The following is a 17,006-nucleotide window of genomic DNA, read 5'->3' on the forward strand; positions in this document are numbered from 1 at the left end:
GGCTGCGCAAAACAAAACCGCCCGGCATTTGGGCCGGGCGGTTTTGAAGAATGCAGACTGTCTGACGAGCAGGTCTTACTTGTAGACCGGCGGCTCGAAGGGCGGCGGGTCGTAGGTGACCACCTGAGGCGCGGCGCAGTTGGTGTTGCCACCGAACTGATAGCGCAGACCCGCGCGGGCCTCGTGAACGTTGAAGCCCTTGTCGAAGCCCGGAGCAACGCCCGAAGCATACTCAAACATGCGACCGCCGTTCACACGCGTGAAGCGATAGCCCATGTCGAGGTTCAGATTCTCGGTAAGGCAGTAGGAAGCACCGGCCATCAGCGAGTAGGCGAAGCGCCAGTTGCTGGAGCCTTCGTGAACCGTCGTGCCATCGGGCGTGGTGTTCGTCAGGTCGTCCCACTTGATGTGAGCGCCACCGATACCCGCACCGACATAAGGCGTGACGCCGTGATAGGTGCCAAGGTCGATATAGGCGTTGGCCATCAGCAGCCAGGCGCTATAGGCCGAGGTATCCGTGGAAACGCAAGGTCCGCCAGAGCACGTGCCCGACGTGGAGCCGGTGAAATCCGACTTGAACCAGTAGTCCGCCGTCAGATCGGCGCGAAGGTAGCGATTGATCTGGTAACCGACACCGGCGCCCAGCGACATGGCGCCCTTCAGGTCCGTCGTGTCGAAGGACGCCGTTCCTCCGCGAAGGCCACCGGCCCCCGGACCATAGGTGATGTATTCGGTGCCGCGCAGCTTCGACCAGTGATAGTCGACATCGCCGCGAATATACCATCCGCCAAATTCCGGTGCGGCGGGCTCGATGATCGGCGGCAGTGGTTCGGGCGCTTCGATGATCGGCGGTTCATAGAGATCGGCGGCATAGCCTGCGGTCGGAGCAAAAAGCAGCAAGGCCGCCCCGAAGACCTTCGTAGACTTCAACATATGTTCCCATCCTTGGCGTTGCCGCGCCCCCCTGGGCACACCGGCAAATTGCAACTCGACGGGAGTATTCGACCAAAAAAGTTAAATACGACTTAACCTTAAGCCTTAACCACGACGCGAATACACGCCTGACGCGCAAAGGCGCAAAATCAAAGCCAAAAATACAAAAAGCCGGCACGAATGCCGGCTTTTCAGAATGCTTTTTCGACAGTGCCCGTCACCGCCTGGCTCAGGCGGCGCTCTTCGAATCCGCGATCGCGCCAATCACGTCATCAACCACGCTTTCCACGAGTGCGGGATCATCGGCCTCGGCCATCACGCGGATCAGCGGTTCGGTGCCGGAGGGACGGATCACGAGACGGCCCTTGTCGCCCAGGCGGGCCTCTGCGTCGGCGATGGCCGATTTGACCGGCGCAGCCTCCAGCGGCTTGCCGCCGCTGATGCGCACATTCTTGAGCAGCTGCGGCACCGGCTCGAACTGTTTGCACACTTCGCTGGCCGGGCGATCCTCGCGCTTGATGCAGGCCAGAACCTGCAGGGCGGCCACCAGCCCGTCGCCCGTGGTCGTGAAGTCGGACAGGACCACATGGCCCGACTGCTCGCCGCCGATGTTCAGACCGTCGGCGCGCATGCGCTCGACCACATAACGGTCGCCCACCTTCACGCGGTGAAGGTCGAGCTTCAGGTCGTGCATGAAGCGCTCGAGACCGAGATTGGACATGATCGTCGCAACCACGCCGCCGCCCTGGAGCTTGCCGGCCTTGTGCCAGAACTGCGCGATCAGCGCCATGATCTGGTCGCCATCGATCACCGTGCCGTTCTCATCGACGATCACAACGCGGTCGGCGTCACCATCAAGCGCGATGCCGATATCGGCGCGCACTTCGTGCACCTTCTTGGCGAGCCCCAGCGGATGAGTGGAACCGCAATCATCGTTGATGTTGACGCCATTCGGCTCATCATTGATCGCGATAACCTCTGCGCCAAGCTCCCAGAGAACTGCGGGCGCCACCTTGTAGGCAGCGCCATTGGCGCAGTCGAGAACAATGCGCAGACCCGAAAGCGACATGGAGCGCGGCAGCGTGCGTTTGGCGAACTCGATATAGCGGTCATGCACGCCGTCGACGCGCGTCGCGCGGCCCAGCGCGCCATTGTCGGCCAGCGCCAGCTCGACTTCCTTGTCGAGCATGGCCTCGATGCGGCCCTCGATCTTGTCGGAGAGCTTGTAGCCGTCCGGGCCGAAGAGCTTGATGCCGTTATCGTAATAGGGATTGTGCGATGCGGAGATCATCACGCCGATATCGGCGCGCAGCGAGCGCACGAGCATGGCGACAGCCGGCGTCGGGATCGGGCCGAGCAGGAAAACATCCATTCCCGCCGCGCAGAAACCGGACACCAGCGCGTTCTCGATCATGTAGCCGGAAAGCCGCGTGTCCTTGCCAAGAACGACGCGATGACGGTGGCTGCCATTCTTGAATGCCAGGCCAGCCGCCATGCCCACCTTCATGGCAATCTCGCCGGTCATCGGAAAACGGTTGGCGCGCCCACGGATACCGTCCGTGCCAAAATACTTCTTTGCCATTTTTTCCTTACTGCCCCTACGGCGCACTTTGTCTGGTTTGCGTGTCAAAGCGGCGTCCCTCACTCACTTTTTGCCACAGGAGCAACACTCGTTCGCATCAAATTCTGTGAGCCAGTGTAACGCTTTGCCAATAAACGTCTGCTTGCGAATTATGATTAACAACACGTTAAAAGGCACATAAATACTCGTGATTTCGCCTTTTGCGCGATTTTGGTAACATTATCAAGAAACCAAAAACGCCGTGAAACTGAGTTCACGGCGTTTTCATTTGTTACGGCAATTGACGTTTTGGAGATCTGCCTAGCCCTGCGGCTGAGGTTCCATACCGCCTTCCGGTTCGTCGCCATCCTTCTTCTGGCCCTGGGAGCGCGTGCCGGTTTTCGGCACGGCGGAGCCGCGGGAAGGGGGCGTGTCGTCACCGGCATCGCGCGAGGGTTTCTCACCGCGCAGCAGCGCCTTGATCTCATCGCCCGACAGCGTCTCATATTCGAGCAGGCCTTCGGCAATGGCGATCCAGCCATCGTTCTTCGTGGTCAGGATCTCACGCGCCGTCGCATAGGCCTCATCGATCAGACGGCGAACTTCGCTGTCGATCTTCTGCTGCGTTTCCTGCGACATGTTCTGCTGGCGTGCAACGGAATGGCCGAGGAAGACCTCTTCCTGGTTCTCTCCGTAAGCCACCTGGCCGAGCTCGTCCGAGAAGCCCCACTGGGTCACCATGGCGCGGGCAAGCTTGGTGGCCTGCTCGATGTCGGAAGACGCGCCGGAGGTGATGTTCTCCTTGCCGAACTTCAGTTCCTCGGCAACGCGGCCGCCCATCATGATGGCGAGGCGCGACACCATCCACTTGTAGCTCATCGAGTAGCGGTCGCCCTCGGGAAGCTGCATCACCATGCCCAGCGCACGGCCGCGTGGAATGATGGTCGCCTTGTGGAGCGGATCCGCCTTCGGCACGTGGAGCGCGACCATGGCGTGGCCGGCCTCGTGATAGGCGGTCAGTTCCTTCTCTTCCTGGGTCATGGCGTGCGAGCGGCGCTCGGCGCCCATCATGACCTTGTCCTTCGCGTCCTCGAATTCCTGCATGGTGACGAGACGCTTGTTGCGGCGCGCCGCCATGAGGGCAGCCTCGTTAACGAGGTTGGCGAGGTCCGCACCGGAGAAGCCCGGCGTGCCACGCGCGACGACCTTGAGGTCGACATTCGGCGCCATAGGCACGTTTCGCACATGCACTTTCAGGATCTTCTCGCGGCCAGCCACGTCCGGGTTCGGCACCACGACCTGACGGTCGAAACGGCCGGGACGCAGAAGCGCGGGGTCGAGAACGTCCGGACGGTTGGTCGCGGCGATCAGGATGATGCCTTCATTGGCCTCGAAGCCGTCCATCTCGACCAGAAGCTGGTTCAGCGTCTGCTCGCGCTCGTCATTGCCGCCGCCGAGACCGGCGCCGCGATGACGGCCAACCGCATCGATTTCGTCGATGAAGATGATGCAGGGCGCGTTCTTCTTGGCCTGCTCGAACATGTCGCGCACGCGGGAAGCGCCGACACCAACGAACATTTCAACGAAGTCAGAACCGGAAATCGTGAAGAAGGGCACATTCGCTTCACCGGCCACGGAGCGGGCCAGAAGCGTTTTACCGGTTCCGGGAGGGCCAACGAGCAGCACGCCGCGCGGGATCTTGCCGCCCAGCCGCTGGAATTTCTGCGGATCGCGCAGGAATTCAACGATCTCCTCGAGATCCTCCTTGGCTTCGTCGACACCGGCCACGTCCTGGAAGGTCACGCGGCCATGCGCCTCGGTAAGCAGCTTGGCCTTGGACTTGCCAAATCCCATGGCGCGACCGGAGCCCGACTGCATCTGGCGCATGAAGAAAATCCACACGCCGAGAATCAGGATCATTGGCAGCCACGAGATCAGGTAGCCAAGGAAGGAGTTGGAGCTGTCGGTTTCAGGCCGGGCGTTGATCGTGACGCCGCGCTCTTCAAGACGCTGCACCAGCGACGGATCGCCGGGAGAATAGGTCTGGAAGGTCGTGCCATTGCCGGTATAGGTGCCGGTAATCCGCTCGCCGGTGATCGTCACCGACTCGACGCTGCCCGAAGAAAGCTCCTCAAGAAACTGCGAATACGCGATGTCGCGCGTCGCGCCGCGCTGCTGCGGCGCCTGGAACAGGTTGAAGAGCGCAATCAGCAAGACGGCGATGATCGCCCAGAGCGCAAAGTTTCTGTAATTCGGATTCATATAAGTCCCGCAAACTCGCCGGTTGCCGGCGATCGTCCGTTTTTCGTGGTCTGAAATAACATAGGGAGCCAGTGCTTCCTTGCCAAGCCAAGCCACGGCATCAGCTCGCCTTTAGGTTAAGCCTCTTCGCTGAATGTGGTCCGCTGATGGCAACGCGATAACAGTTTTGGCACCGGTCAGCCGGATCAGCGCCTGCGCCAGCGCCATATCGAAGGAGGGAAGAAGATGCGCCCATGGGGCGGGAACCCGCAAACCGCCATCCTTCATGCGGTTTCGCGCGGGGCCAAGACAGGTTTCCCCCTCCCAGAACGCCGGTTCGGCAAATTGCGCAGCAAATAGAACGTCCTGAGAGATCGGAGAGGCAATTCCCGGCAGGCAGTCGCGCGCCAGAACGCCAAACGGCGCAATCGTCACCCCGGCATCGGCGCAAAGGCGGTAGCGCCCATCCCACAGGATATGCTGCGCCGCAGCCTGAAGCACTGGCAGGTTGCGCCGCTCCCGGTGCAGATAGAAGCCGCTTGAACGAAGGTCTAAGACCGCCCGCGACAATGTGGCGCAAAAACCGTCGCGCAACCGCAGCAGGACGCGTCCGGAGGGCTCGATTGCCGGCAATTGCGCAGCGCCACCGGCCATCGCCGCCAGAACGCGCAGCGCGTAGAGCAGCGCCGGTTCATCATCCGCGTCCAGAAACGCGGTTTCGGCGCGATAAAGCCCCGGCGCAACGCAGCGCCAGTGCGCATCGATCAGACGCGCCGCCCGCGCGCCCAGCGCCATGCGCTCGGCCGCCGCATCCGTCGCCTCATGAACCAGTTTTCGGGCGGTTTCCGCATCAAGCGCCTTGCGCACACGCACACGCTCATAAGCCGGATTGTCATTGGTCGGATCGTCGATCCAGCGCAGGTCGCGCGAAACGAGATAGTCGCGCAGCGCCCCACGGTGAAGCCCCAGAAGGGGGCGGGCGAACCAGATCGAACCATCGTGAAGCGTGGCGGGCGCAATGCCAGCGCTGCCGCGCCCCGTGCCACGGTCGGCGCGCATCGAAACGGTCTCGGCCTGATCGTCCTGCGTGTGACCGGTGAAAATCAGGCCAGCGCCCGCATCACGGGCGGCCTGTGCCAAAAGATCGAGCCGCGCCGCGCGGGCAGAAGCCGAAATGCCCGTCGCCGGCTTTTCGCCGCGCCAGACCATTGTTTTGTGCGCAATGCCGTGGCTTCGGCACAGGGCAGCGACAAAGCGCGCCTCATCTGCCGATTCCGGCCGCAGGGCGTGATCGACCGTCACGGCTGTCAAAGCCGGCGCATCAGCCTGCGTGTCGAGAAAATCCTTGAGAAGAAAGAGAAGGGCGAGAGAATCGCCGCCGCCGGAAACTGCCGCAATCACGCTGCTCTGTTTGGCAAATGCGTAATCGCCGAAAAGCGCTCCGGGATCAGGAAGAACCACCGGGTTCAGCAACCCGCAAGGGCCTTTTCCTGTTTGACACGCTCACGCAGCGCGCTGGAAATGTCGGGGTATTTCTGGCCGATTTCATTGTAGGTGACACAGGCCACGTCGCGCTGGTTCATCGCTGCCAGCGAGATACCGAGCTTCAAGAGCATGTCGGGGGCCTTGTCCGCACTGGGGTAGTCGCGGCTGGCGCGCAGAAAGATTTCTGCGGCATCGCGGTAGCGATCCTGGCCGAGCAGGGATTCACCAAGCCAGAAATGAGCGTCGGAGGTGCGCGCATCGCCCGGGAAGCGCTCAATGTGCTGGCGGAAACCGGCTTCCGCCGTCTTGTAGTCGCCCGACAGGATGAATTCGTAGGAGTTTCTGTAAAGCTCGTCGGGATTGTCGGCCGAAGGCAGCGCCGCCACCTGATCGTTTTGGCCAAGACCGTTTTGACCGGCGCCGTTCTGGCCAATGGGGCCAAGCTGGCCGATTTCGCCCGCCTGGGTCAGATCGACAGGCTCGCCGACCTCGCCACCGATGATGTTGCCATTCTGGTCGAACCGCACGCTGCCGAGCGACCGTGGCGGCGCGCCGACGGTTGGCGCGTCCCGCGACGCGCTCTGTGTACCGTCAACGGCGCCACCGGGCAGGGGGGCCTGCTCGGTTCGCTGATCGGGCATTCCGCCAGCCGGCGCAGCACCCGAGCCACCGTTCTTTTCCAGCTCCTGGAAGCGGAACTCATTGTCCTGCTGCATGCGGCGCATTTGATCCTGCATCTGCAGAATCTGGAAGTTCAGCTCTTCCACGCGCCCATTGAGCTGCCGAAGCTGCTCTTCCAGAGCGCCGACGCGCGGATCGCCTGCCTGGGCAAGAATGACATGCCCGGAGTTCCGTTCAGCCGAGCCCATTTCGGGCATTGTCGCGGGACCGAAAGCAAACGCCGACCCCGCCATGAGAAATGGCAGCGCCAGAACGCCGCCCACAACCGTTCGCAAAAACATTCCAATCTCGCTTTCGCAATAGATAACGGGGCTGTTCACTGCCCCATTTGCTCTTTATCAGGGCGTGAGACTTCGGCCAAATTTTGATTTCAGCCATCCGTTGCTCGACAGCATGGCGCTTTTCGCCCTCGTAAGCGGACGCAGAAACCGCTATATGGCGCCTCAAAGGACAAGGAATGGCACGCATTTATCAAACACGCGCATGGGAAAGCCAGCTTTCGCCGTCGCTCCAGGAAATGGAGCTTCTGGCGCTAGAATCCTATGCGAACTTCCCGGAAGAGTTCCGCAAGCTGACCGGTGAGATCATCATTCAGGTCGCTGAGTTTCCGACGGAAGAGATCATGGACGATCTGGCGCTGGAAACGCCGTTCGATCTGCTTGGCCTGTTTGAGGGGCGCGGCATCGCCGAACGCTGGAACCCGGCCACGGGGGAAGGCCCCAACCGCATCACGCTTTATCGACGCGCGATCCTTGATTACTGGGCCGAGAACGAAGAGACGCTGGGCGACATCATCAACCACGTCCTCATCCACGAAGTGGGCCACCATTTCGGCCTTTCCGACGATGATATGGCGCGCATCGAAGAATCCGTGGCCTGACCACCCCAGCCGCAGATCGCGTGGATCAATAGTCTCCGAGCTTCATGTCCGGCGTGTATTCAAGCCCGTCGATTTCCTTGCAGACCGCCTGACCGCAGCGCATCGTTTTGGTCCCGGCGTCATAGGCATAGGTGGGCGAACCCTGCAGGATCCACCCCTTGTTGAGCGCCGCCGTCACCTTGTGGCAGAAGCTGGAATCGTCCGGACCGGTCAAAAAACGATAGAGCCTCATGGGGCCGTCTCCCTGTTGTCTTTATCTCTGATCGCATCGGCGCGCGCCAGCAATGTCTGCGCCATTTCCAGATGCAGGCGCTCCACCATGCGTCCATTGAGCGAAATCACGCCGCGCCCGGCATTGTTCGGATCGGCAAAGGCCGTGACAATGGCCTCGGCTTCGGCGATCGCCTCGGAAGAGGGTGCAAAAACCGCATTGGCCGGCCCGATCTGCGCGGGATGGATGAGCGTCTTGCCATCGAACCCCATGGAGCGCGCCTCAAGGCAGCTTGCCTCGAACGCCTCCAGATCGCGGAAATCATTGGAGACGCCATCAAGCACCGACAGGCCACCGGCCCGCGCGGCCATGACAAGCTGAAACAGGAAGGGCGACAGGTAGCGCCGGTCAGCGGTCAGCTCGATGCCGGTTTCCTTGGCCAGGTCGTTCGTTCCGGCAACAAGGCAGGAGAGACGCGCCGCCGGATCGCGCCCGAGCTCTGCGATGGGCCCGAGATTGAGAACGCCGCGCGGCGTCTCGATCATCGCCCAAAGCTTCAGGCTGCGCGGCGCATCGGTCTCGTCCAGCATCGCGTCCACATCGAGAATGTCGCGTGGCCGGTCGACCTTGGGCAGAAGAATGGCGTCGGGCCGCATGGCGCGGGCTGCCAGAAAGTCTTCCGTGCCCCAGATGCTCGAAAGCGCATTGATGCGCACGACGATCTCGCAGCGCGGCCGGTCACCGCCGTTCAGGAAGTCCCGCAGCCGCTCGCGCGCCGCCAGTTTTTCCTCCGGCCCCACCGCGTCTTCGAGATCGTAGATCACCACATCGCAGGCCAGAGACGTGCTTTTGAGCAGCGCCTTTTCATTGCTGGCGGGCGCGTAGAGAACGGAACGGCGAAGGCGTGCGGGATGGTGCTGCATGCCCGTTTCATGGCCCAGTACCGCATCCGAAGCAAGAGAGCTTTGCTTTGCGGAGCCGCCTTGTGTATGGAGGTGCGGCAGATAAAATGGCCGCTCAGACAACGGACCAGGATTTATGGACAAGTTCACCAAGCTGACGGGCGTCGCCGCGCCCATGCCGATCGTCAATGTCGACACCGACATGATCATCCCCAAGGATTATCTGAAGACGATCAAGCGCACCGGTCTCGGCGCCGGACTTTTCGCCGAAATGCGCTTCAACGAAGACGGTTCCGAGAACCCGGACTTCGTGCTCAACAAGCCAGCCTACCGGAATGCCAGCATTCTCGTTGCCGGCGACAATTTCGGCTGCGGCTCGAGCCGTGAGCATGCCCCGTGGGCGCTGCTCGATTTCGGCATTCGCTGCGTGATTTCCACCAGCTTCGCCGACATCTTCTACAGCAACTGCTTCAAGAACGGCATCCTGCCCATCAAGGTGAGCCAGGAAGAGCTGGACATGCTGATGGACGACGCCCAGCGCGGCTCCAACGCAACGCTGACGGTCGACCTGGAAACGCAGGAAATTCACGGCCCCGATGGCGGCGTGGTGAAGTTCGAGATCGACGCCTTCAAACGGCACTGCCTGCTGAACGGCCTCGACGACATCGGCCTCACCATGGAGAAGGCTCCGGCTATCGAGACCTTCGAGAACAAGTACACGGAAAGCCATCCGTGGGCGTAAGCCGGGATGATAGAGGCGGCCAGCGCCGCCTCATCTCCACGGGGTCTCCCTTCGAAAAGACCGCAGGCTACAGCCGCGCGGTCGTTGACGGAGACTGGTGCTTCGTTTCCGGCACCACGGGCTATGACTATGCAAGCATGGCCATGCCCGACAGTTTGGAAGAGCAGACACGCAACTGCCTTTCCACCATTCGCGCAGCGCTGACCGAGGGCGGCTTCGAGCTCGCCGATGTGGTGCGCGCGCATTATTACGTGACCAGCCGCTCTTATGTGTCCCGTGTCTTTCCGATCCTCGGAGAAGCCTTCGGCGATATTCGGCCCGCAGCGACGATGATCGTCTGCGAGCTGAACGAACCGGAGATGAAAATCGAGATCGAGGTGACCGCCCTCAAGCGCAACCGTACCGCTTCGTACGGCAGCAGCCTTGCGCAATCCGGCAGAGCGGATTAGCAAGTCCCTCGAATTACCAGTTCGAGAGGCATTCCATGGCAACGCGCAAACTCCTTCTTCTCCCCGGCGACGGCATCGGCCCAGAGGCAATGGCCGAGGTCAAAAAGCTCATCGACATGATGAACGCCGACTTCAATGCCGGTTTCGAGACCGAGGAAGGCCTCGTGGGCGGCTGCGCCTATGACGCGTGCGGCCAGTCGATCTCCGATGCCGACATGGACAAGGCCATGGCGGCGGACGCCGTTCTGTTCGGCGCGGTCGGCGGTCCCAAGTGGGACGGCGTTCCCTACGAGGTTCGTCCGGAAGCCGGCCTCCTGCGCCTGCGCAAGGAGATGGAGCTGTTCGCCAATCTGCGTCCGGCCATCTGCTACCCGGCGCTGGCCGCCACGTCCTCGCTCAAGCCGGAAGTCGTCGAGGGCCTCGACATCCTCATCCTGCGCGAGCTGACCGGCGGCGTGTATTTCGGCGAGCCCAAGGAGATCATCGATCTGGGCAATGGCCAGAAGCGCGGCATCGACACGCAGGTTTACGATACCTACGAGATCGAGCGCATTTCCGGCGTCGCTTTCGAGCTGGCGCGCACCCGGAGCAACAAGGTCTGCTCCATGGAAAAGCACAACGTCATGAAGTCTGGCGTGCTCTGGAAAGAGGTCGTCGCCAACACGCACAAGGCGAAGTATTCCGACGTCGAGCTGACGCACATGCTGGCCGACGCCGGCGGCATGCAGCTCGTGCGCTGGCCCAAGCAGTTCGACGTCATCGTCACCGACAATCTGTTCGGCGACATGCTGTCTGACGTTGCCGCCATGCTCACCGGTTCGCTTGGCATGCTGCCTTCGGCTTCGCTTGGCGCGCCGGACGAGAAGACCGGCTCGCGCAAGGCGCTTTACGAGCCCGTGCACGGTTCCGCACCGGACATCGCCGGCCAGGGCATCGCAAACCCGATCGCCATGATCGCATCCTTCGCCATGTGCCTGCGCTACTCCTTCAACATGGTTGAAGAGGCGGACCGTCTGGAGAAGGCCATCGCTGCGGTTCTGGAAGACGGCCTGCGCACCCGCGACCTCATGTCTGAAGGCATGACCGAAGTCGGCACCACCGCCATGGGCGACGCCATTGTCGCCAAGTACAAGGCGCTCGCCTGATCATCTGTGCCCGTCACGGCCCCATGAAGGCCGGACCACAAATGCCGAACGGGCCGCTCAGGCCCGTTCATTTACGCTATTGCGTTGACTTGCGACCGATTCAGCGTAAAACAACGCCCGGAAACGGAGACCCCTTTGCCATGCGCGCGCATCACGAAGCGCCATTTGCACAAAGTTTTTTGAACGCAGCCGGGAACGGCAGCGTCGGTCTCTGCTTTACCAAAACGACAGCCAAAACGACGACCAAAACGGTCTGACACCTCGGCTGCTCGTTCTCTCCCCGGGCCTAGCCGGGGAGAAGATGCCTGCTGGCTGCAGGCCTTCAAATCAAAGCCAAGCGGAGAGAGACAGGAGTTAAAAACCACATGGGTTTCAAGATAGCTGTCGCCGGCGCCACGGGGAATGTCGGCCGCGAAATGCTCAATATCCTCGAAGAGCGCGGCTTCCCGGCAGACGAGATTGTCCCGCTTGCTTCACGCCGTTCGGTCGGCACCGAGGTTTCCTACGGCGACAAGACGCTGAAGGTTAAGGCACTCGAGTCCTACGACTTTTCCGACACCGATATCTGCCTGATGTCGGCCGGCGGTTCGATCTCCAAGGAGTATTCTCCGAAGATCGGAAAGCAGGGCTGCGTCGTGATCGACAATTCGTCGGCCTGGCGCTACGATCAGGACGTGCCGCTGATCGTTCCTGAAGTGAACCCCGAAGCGATCGAGGGTTTCACCAAGAAGAACATCATCGCCAATCCGAACTGCTCCACGGCGCAGCTCGTGGTCGCGCTGAAGCCGCTGCATGAGGCAGCGACGATCAAGCGCGTGGTCGTGTCCACCTACCAGTCGGTTTCCGGCGCGGGCAAGGAAGGCATGGACGAGCTGTTCGAGCAGACGCGCGCCGTTTTCGTCGCCGATCCGATCTCGACCAACAAGTTCACCAAACGCATCGCCTTCAACTGCATTCCCCATATCGACGTCTTCATGGAAGACGGCTTTACCAAGGAAGAGTGGAAGATGGTCGCCGAGACCAAGAAGATGCTCGATCCGAAGATCAAGCTCACGGCCACCTGCGTGCGCGTGCCCGTGTTCATCGGTCATGCGGAAGCCGTGAACCTGGAGTTGGAGAAGCCGATCACGGCCGACGAGGCGCGCGAGATCCTGCGCGAAGCGCCGGGCTGCCAGGTCATCGACAAGCACGAGGACGGCGGCTACGTGACGCCTTACGAGAGCGCCGGCGAAGACGCCACCTATATCAGCCGCCTGCGTGAAGACCCGACGGTCGACAATGGTCTGGCTCTGTGGGTCGTGGCCGACAATCTGCGCAAGGGCGCTGCCCTCAACACGGTTCAGATCGCCGAGCTTCTTGTGGCGCGCGGCCTGATCCAGCCGAAGAAGGAAGCTGCCTGATCTCAGGCGGGTTCTTTGATCGAAGAACGAGAAAAGCGGGCCTTTGGGTCCGCTTTTTCTTTTGCGCCGTGGTTATTCGTTGAGGCCGGCGCTCGCCCCTCATCCGCCTGCCGGCACCTTCTCCCCGTATACGGGGAGAAGAAAGATGGCCGCAACGTGGATGCCTCCCTCTCCCCGCGCGCGGGGAGAGGGTAAGGGTGAGGGTGAGGGGCAAGCGCCATCGCGGATAGCGTCACACCACATCCCAAACAAAAATGGCGGGCCTTTCGACCCGCCATTGTCAATTCCCGGGCCGCAAGAGCCCAAAGGATGCAAAGCTTACTCGCTTGCAGCCTCTTCAGCCGGAGCCTCGGCAGCAGCAGCGGCTTCAGCTGCAGCAGCCTTTGCCTCTTCCTCAGCCTGCTTGGCAGCATCGATGCGCTCCTGCGCCTTCTTGCCCGGCAGACCCTTCTTCGGGTTGCTGCGCTCGTCACGCTTGGCAATGCCGGCCTGGTCGAGGAAGCGCAGAACACGGTCGGTCGGCAGTGCGCCGTTCTCGATCCAGTACTTGATGCGCTCTTCGTTCAGAACAACGCGCTCGCCGTCCTTGGCCAGCATCGGGTTCCAGGAGCCGACCTTCTCGATGAAGCGGCCGTCGCGCGGGCTGCGCACGTCGGCGATGACGACGTGGTAGTAGGGGCGCTTCTTGGAGCCCGCACGGGCCAGACGAATTTTCAGTGCCATGGGATGTTCCTTTCGATAATGGCGTTCAAGCCGGCAGGGCGTGCCGGAATCTCAGGCGCGGTTCACCGCGCAGTTCAGTCGAAGACATGGGTTCGGCACCCAGTCTCCTTGCAACGGCCTGTGAGGCCAGATTGTCCGGGTGGACGAAGCTCATAAGCGGAGGCAATTTCAGGTCTTCGGCTGCCCAGACCTGCACGCGGCGTGCTGCCTCCACCGCATAACCCTTGCCCTCGAAGCCCTCATAGAGGCTCCAGGCAAGCTCCGGTTCATCAATCGCCGGCGGATGCCAGAGACCAACGAAACCGGCAACGGCATCGGCGTCTTTCGGCTGCACGGCGAACATGCCGTAGCCATTGAGCGCCCATGCGCCGACCATGGACGAGAAAGCGGTCCATGCCTGGAAGGCGTCCTTCGGTCCGCCGGTATGAAGCGTGCGCTTCGCATCCGCGCAAAAGGCTGCATAAGCGGGAAAGTCTTCCCGCTGCCAGCCGCGCAGGATGAGGCGCTCGCTTTCGAGAACCGGCGTCATCTTCAGGCGTCCCCGTTCCTGGCCGCACCATTGCCGTGCTGTTCGGCGATGGCCTCGTGGTGACGGATCACCTCATGAATGATGAAGTTCAGGAACTTCTCTGCGAAATCCGGATCGAGATTTGCATCGTCGGCAAGACGGCGCAGGCGCGCAATCTGGCGCTCCTCGCGCGCAGGATCAGCCGGCGGCAGATCGTGAACGGCCTTGAGATGCCCAACGGCCTTCGTGCAGCGGAAACGCTCCGCCAGCATGTGCACCAGCGCCGCATCAATGTTGTCGATGGAAGCGCGAAGCTCCAGAAGCTTCGCCATCGCTGCATCCGTATTGCCGCTCATCCCGTCCCCCTACTTTTTCTTCGGCAGACCGGGGAGACCACCGGGCAGACCCGGCAAACCACCACCCGGCATTCCCGGAAGGCCCTTGGGCAAACCACCCTTGGGAAGCCCGCCAGCACCGCCGAGCCCTGCGGCCTCGGCCTGCTTCTGCAGAGCCTCAAGCTGCTTCGGGTCCATCTTGGACAGATCCGGCATGCCGCCCCCAAGGCCCCCTGGCATCCCGCCAAGGCCCATCTTCTGCGCCATGCCGCCCATGAGGCCGCGCATCATGCCGCCCTTGCGGCCCTTGCCGCCCATGGCCTTCATCATGTCGCCCATCTGGCGGTGCATCTTCAGGAGCTTGTTGATCTGCGCCGAGTCCGTACCGGAGCCCGCCGCGATGCGCTTCTTGCGGCTGTGCTTGAGCAGCTCCGGATTGGCGCGCTCCTTCGGCGTCATCGACTGGATGATGGCGATCTGGCGACCGAACATCTTGTCGTCGAGGCCGGCGGCAGCCATCTGGTCCTTCATCTTGCCCATGCCCGGCATCATGCCCATGATGCCGCCCATGCCACCCATGTTCTGCATCTGGCGCAGCTGATCGGCGAGGTCGTTCAGGTCGAACTTGCCGGCCTGCATCTTCTTGGCCATCGCCGCGGCTTTTTCCGCATCGATGGTTTCGGCAGCCTTCTCGACCAGCGAAACGATATCGCCCATGCCCAGAATGCGGTCGGCGATGCGCTTGGGATAGAACTCCTCGAGCGCGTCCATCTTTTCGCCAACGCCGATCAGCTTGATCGGCTTGCCGGTGACAGCGCGCATGGAGAGCGCCGCACCGCCACGCCCGTCACCGTCCATACGGGTCAGAACGAGGCCGGTAATGCCGACGCGGTCGTTGAAGTTGTTGGCGAGATTGACGGCGTCCTGACCGGTGAGCGAGTCGGCCACGAGCAGGATCTCGTGCGGGTTCGACGCGCTCTTGATGTCCGACATCTCGACCATCAGCGGCTCGTCGATATGCGTACGGCCTGCAGTATCGAGGATCACCACATCGTGGCCGCCGAGGCGGGCCGCCTGCGTGGCGCGCTTGGCGATCTCGACCGGCGTCTGGCCGGCAATGATCGGCAGCGTTGCAACACCGGTCTGCTCGCCGATCTGCTTGAGCTGTTCCTGGGCGGCGGGGCGGCGCGTATCCAGCGACGCCATCAGCACCTTCTTGCCCTGCTTCTCGGTCAGGCGCTTGGCGATCTTGCCGGTCGTGGTGGTCTTACCAGAGCCCTGCAGACCGACCATCATGATGACAACGGGCGCCGGCGCGTTGAGATCAATCGTCTCGCCTTCCGTGCCGAGCATCTCGATGAGCTCGTCATGGACGATCTTGACGACCATCTGGCCGGGCTTGATCGATTTGAGGACTTCGGCGCCGACAGCCTTTTCGCGCACGCGGTCAGTGAAGGAACGCACCACGTCGAGCGCCACATCGGCCTCGATCAGCGCACGACGGACCTCGCGCAGCGCGGCAGCGACATCCGCCTCCGACAGCGCACCGCGACCGGTCAGGCCGTTCAGGATGGAACCAAGGCGTTCCTGAAGCGATTCAAACATCCGCGTTCCTCATTTCTCGCATCGATTGCTTGTGCTGCGAGAGGTAATGCATCCGCGCCCGGGCTTCAAACGCCAAGCAAAGCCGAAAAGCACCCGGGGGCGCATCGCGCTGCCGGGTGTTGACCTCCAGGATCGTCACTTTCCGCTGAAAGGCGCCCTGGTCGGCTGCTCGGAGTTGTCACTCGTCGCGGAAATTCCAAGCCTGTAGACAGGAAAACGCGCCAAGAGTCAAGAAGTGCGCGTGTCAGGAACGCAGCGCCGCCCGCAATTTCATGCGGGCGACAGAAAGCCGGTCACAGCCGCCGCCTCTGAGCGGCGGACAGGCCACGCCGGTCCATCTCCGCCTCGCGCACATCCTTGCTGCACACACCCAGCATACGGGTGGGGACCTCCTGGCACACGCTGGGGTAAACACGCGCAACAACCCACATGAGTCCCCATGTCGATGCCGTGCGGAAGCTGAAGTCCGCAGTATCGGTCCGGGCAGACCTGCCGGCGAACACCCTGTGCCCTGATCGCTGCACGCCATTGGCGTCATATAGGTGCTCTCACTGGCTGCAAGCCGCACACCGCCATGGAAGTGCCGGCCTGCCGACGCCGGCAATATTGCACCGACGATCACACTGCCGGTGACCAGCAGCCAGAGGGCCGCCGTGACTGCAAAACCTGTTTGCTCTGTTCTCACTTCGGGCCTCCAGTTCCCACCATTTGGCACCGTACTCTAGCGCATCGCCGTGACGTGCTGATCAGAGCCAGCGACGCACATATCCATTAGCCGGCTGGCGTGATGCTGGCAGAAGGACCGCGAAACCCGCGCCAAAGTCCATACAACGGCCTTGGATACCGTCCTGCGCACTCCGGCAGCGCTGCCGCGCTCAGGCTCGATACATGGCGATATACGGGCCGAATGAACGCCTTCGCAAAAGCTCGCCACGCTTTCGTGCTTCCAGGGCGGGACCTCCTCACCGCCGGTCTCGACCACGGCGGGCCCTGCATCATTCTGCTGTTCCGCAGTCGCGGCGCCGTCAAATGCGAGAACGGCATAAGCCAGCGCGGTGAAGGCAAACATGGTTCCGATGCGTGATTTGGATTCCTGTGTGAACATTCCATATTCCCCTTATCATTAGTCGACTAATTATATAATGAAATCGATCTATCCTCAATCAGATCCATTTGCAATATGACGACGAAACCGCGACGGACGG

At 61.8% G+C, this 17,006-nt stretch carries 17 protein-coding genes; 5 read left to right on the forward strand and 12 right to left on the reverse strand.

The features are described from left to right. Positions 1 to 75: 75 nt before the first annotated feature. The 5 genes from DEJ54_RS04945 to ybgF all read right to left on the reverse strand — a co-directional run bounded on the left by DEJ54_RS04945 (position 76) and on the right by ybgF (position 7,182). Positions 76 to 933: an outer membrane protein gene (locus DEJ54_RS04945; RefSeq protein WP_113153583.1), complete on the reverse strand. Its 858-nt coding sequence runs from the start codon at positions 931 to 933 to the stop codon at positions 76 to 78. A 229-nt stretch (positions 934 to 1,162) separates the two neighbouring features. Beyond that, entirely contained in the window at positions 1,163 to 2,515 is a 1,353-nt protein-coding gene (gene glmM, locus DEJ54_RS04950; protein ID WP_113153584.1) for a phosphoglucosamine mutase, read from the reverse strand. Positions 2,516 to 2,815: 300 nt separating this feature from the next. Continuing rightward, positions 2,816 to 4,756, reverse strand: coding sequence for an ATP-dependent zinc metalloprotease FtsH (ftsH, locus tag DEJ54_RS04955; RefSeq protein WP_113153585.1), 1,941 nt, complete (start codon positions 4,754 to 4,756; stop codon positions 2,816 to 2,818). 111 nt (positions 4,757 to 4,867) lie between these two features. Next, a complete protein-coding gene (gene tilS / locus DEJ54_RS04960; protein ID WP_113153586.1) occupies positions 4,868 to 6,208 on the reverse strand; it encodes a tRNA lysidine(34) synthetase TilS in 1,341 nt (446 codons plus the stop codon). Beyond that, positions 6,202 to 7,182 (reverse strand): tol-pal system protein YbgF, encoded by a 981-nt coding sequence (gene ybgF / locus DEJ54_RS04965; RefSeq protein WP_113153587.1) that lies wholly within the window; start codon positions 7,180 to 7,182, stop codon positions 6,202 to 6,204. Before ybgF ends, tilS begins: the two co-directional genes overlap by 7 nt. A 176-nt stretch (positions 7,183 to 7,358) precedes the next feature. Between ybgF and DEJ54_RS04970 the strand changes: the two genes are divergently transcribed. After that, positions 7,359 to 7,781, forward strand: a complete 423-nt coding sequence (locus tag DEJ54_RS04970; protein ID WP_113153588.1) for a metallopeptidase family protein — start codon at positions 7,359 to 7,361, stop codon at positions 7,779 to 7,781. Positions 7,782 to 7,806: 25 nt separating this feature from the next. Here DEJ54_RS04970 and DEJ54_RS04975 read toward each other — a convergent pair whose 3' ends face one another. Continuing rightward, the gene (locus DEJ54_RS04975; RefSeq protein ID WP_113153589.1) at positions 7,807 to 8,013 is read right to left on the reverse strand and encodes a DUF1737 domain-containing protein; all 207 of its coding nucleotides are present in this window, start codon (positions 8,011 to 8,013) and stop codon (positions 7,807 to 7,809) included. Next, a complete protein-coding gene (locus DEJ54_RS04980; protein WP_113153590.1) occupies positions 8,010 to 8,915 on the reverse strand; it encodes a CoA ester lyase in 906 nt (301 codons plus the stop codon). Before DEJ54_RS04980 ends, DEJ54_RS04975 begins: the two co-directional genes overlap by 4 nt. Positions 8,916 to 9,030: 115 nt before the next feature. Here DEJ54_RS04980 and leuD point away from each other — a divergent pair, with 115 nt between their 5' ends. From leuD to DEJ54_RS05000, 4 genes are all read left to right on the forward strand, one after another. Further along, positions 9,031 to 9,636: a 3-isopropylmalate dehydratase small subunit gene (leuD, locus tag DEJ54_RS04985; RefSeq protein ID WP_113153591.1), complete on the forward strand. Its 606-nt coding sequence runs from the start codon at positions 9,031 to 9,033 to the stop codon at positions 9,634 to 9,636. Beyond that, positions 9,627 to 10,085, forward strand: coding sequence for a RidA family protein (locus tag DEJ54_RS04990; RefSeq protein ID WP_113153592.1), 459 nt, complete (start codon positions 9,627 to 9,629; stop codon positions 10,083 to 10,085). Before leuD ends, DEJ54_RS04990 begins: the two co-directional genes overlap by 10 nt. Positions 10,086 to 10,120: 35 nt before the next feature. Beyond that, complete coding sequence (gene leuB / locus DEJ54_RS04995) at positions 10,121 to 11,230, forward strand: 3-isopropylmalate dehydrogenase (protein WP_113153593.1); 1,110 nt, start codon at positions 10,121 to 10,123, stop codon at positions 11,228 to 11,230. A 365-nt stretch (positions 11,231 to 11,595) separates the two neighbouring features. After that, positions 11,596 to 12,630: an aspartate-semialdehyde dehydrogenase gene (locus tag DEJ54_RS05000; protein WP_113153594.1), complete on the forward strand. Its 1,035-nt coding sequence runs from the start codon at positions 11,596 to 11,598 to the stop codon at positions 12,628 to 12,630. 318 nt (positions 12,631 to 12,948) lie between these two features. Here DEJ54_RS05000 and rpsP read toward each other — a convergent pair whose 3' ends face one another. The 5 genes from rpsP to DEJ54_RS05035 all read right to left on the reverse strand — a co-directional run bounded on the left by rpsP (position 12,949) and on the right by DEJ54_RS05035 (position 16,906). Beyond that, a complete protein-coding gene (gene rpsP / locus DEJ54_RS05010) occupies positions 12,949 to 13,353 on the reverse strand; it encodes a 30S ribosomal protein S16 (RefSeq protein ID WP_113153595.1) in 405 nt (134 codons plus the stop codon). A gap of 25 nt (positions 13,354 to 13,378) precedes the next feature. Further along, positions 13,379 to 13,882 carry a GNAT family N-acetyltransferase gene (locus DEJ54_RS05015; protein ID WP_113153596.1) on the reverse strand — a complete coding sequence of 168 codons (504 nt, stop codon included), beginning with the start codon at positions 13,880 to 13,882 and terminating at the stop codon, positions 13,379 to 13,381. Between the two features lie 2 nt (positions 13,883 to 13,884). Beyond that, the gene (locus tag DEJ54_RS05020; RefSeq protein WP_162742215.1) at positions 13,885 to 14,217 is read right to left on the reverse strand and encodes a chorismate mutase; all 333 of its coding nucleotides are present in this window, start codon (positions 14,215 to 14,217) and stop codon (positions 13,885 to 13,887) included. 9 nt (positions 14,218 to 14,226) lie between these two features. Then, entirely contained in the window at positions 14,227 to 15,801 is a 1,575-nt protein-coding gene (ffh, locus tag DEJ54_RS05025; RefSeq protein ID WP_113153597.1) for a signal recognition particle protein, read from the reverse strand. Between the two features lie 721 nt (positions 15,802 to 16,522). Then, a complete protein-coding gene (locus DEJ54_RS05035; RefSeq protein WP_113153599.1) occupies positions 16,523 to 16,906 on the reverse strand; it encodes a hypothetical protein in 384 nt (127 codons plus the stop codon). Between the last annotated feature and the right edge of the window lie 100 nt (positions 16,907 to 17,006).

Origin of the sequence: Nitratireductor sp. OM-1 (genome assembly GCF_003296175.1) — a bacterium.
Taxonomy (GTDB): Bacteria; Pseudomonadota; Alphaproteobacteria; order Rhizobiales; family Rhizobiaceae; genus Nitratireductor; species Nitratireductor aquimarinus.

Coding starts and splice junctions, on each gene's coding strand:
- DEJ54_RS04945 (WP_113153583.1), bottom strand. CDS start 933: ATGTTGAAGTCTACGAAGGTCTTCGGGGCGGCCTTGCTGCTTTTTGCT.
- glmM (WP_113153584.1), bottom strand. CDS start 2,515: ATGGCAAAGAAGTATTTTGGCACGGACGGTATCCGTGGGCGCGCCAAC.
- ftsH (WP_113153585.1), bottom strand. CDS start 4,756: ATGAATCCGAATTACAGAAACTTTGCGCTCTGGGCGATCATCGCCGTC.
- ybgF (WP_113153587.1), bottom strand. CDS start 7,182: ATGTTTTTGCGAACGGTTGTGGGCGGCGTTCTGGCGCTGCCATTTCTC.
- DEJ54_RS04970 (WP_113153588.1), top strand. CDS start 7,359: ATGGCACGCATTTATCAAACACGCGCATGGGAAAGCCAGCTTTCGCCG.
- DEJ54_RS04975 (WP_113153589.1), bottom strand. CDS start 8,013: ATGAGGCTCTATCGTTTTTTGACCGGTCCGGACGATTCCAGCTTCTGC.
- DEJ54_RS04980 (WP_113153590.1), bottom strand. CDS start 8,915: ATGCAGCACCATCCCGCACGCCTTCGCCGTTCCGTTCTCTACGCGCCC.
- leuD (WP_113153591.1), top strand. CDS start 9,031: ATGGACAAGTTCACCAAGCTGACGGGCGTCGCCGCGCCCATGCCGATC.
- leuB (WP_113153593.1), top strand. CDS start 10,121: ATGGCAACGCGCAAACTCCTTCTTCTCCCCGGCGACGGCATCGGCCCA.
- DEJ54_RS05000 (WP_113153594.1), top strand. CDS start 11,596: ATGGGTTTCAAGATAGCTGTCGCCGGCGCCACGGGGAATGTCGGCCGC.
- rpsP (WP_113153595.1), bottom strand. CDS start 13,353: ATGGCACTGAAAATTCGTCTGGCCCGTGCGGGCTCCAAGAAGCGCCCC.
- DEJ54_RS05015 (WP_113153596.1), bottom strand. CDS start 13,882: ATGACGCCGGTTCTCGAAAGCGAGCGCCTCATCCTGCGCGGCTGGCAG.
- DEJ54_RS05020 (WP_162742215.1), bottom strand. CDS start 14,217: ATGAGCGGCAATACGGATGCAGCGATGGCGAAGCTTCTGGAGCTTCGC.
- ffh (WP_113153597.1), bottom strand. CDS start 15,801: ATGTTTGAATCGCTTCAGGAACGCCTTGGTTCCATCCTGAACGGCCTG.
- DEJ54_RS05035 (WP_113153599.1), bottom strand. CDS start 16,906: ATGTTCACACAGGAATCCAAATCACGCATCGGAACCATGTTTGCCTTC.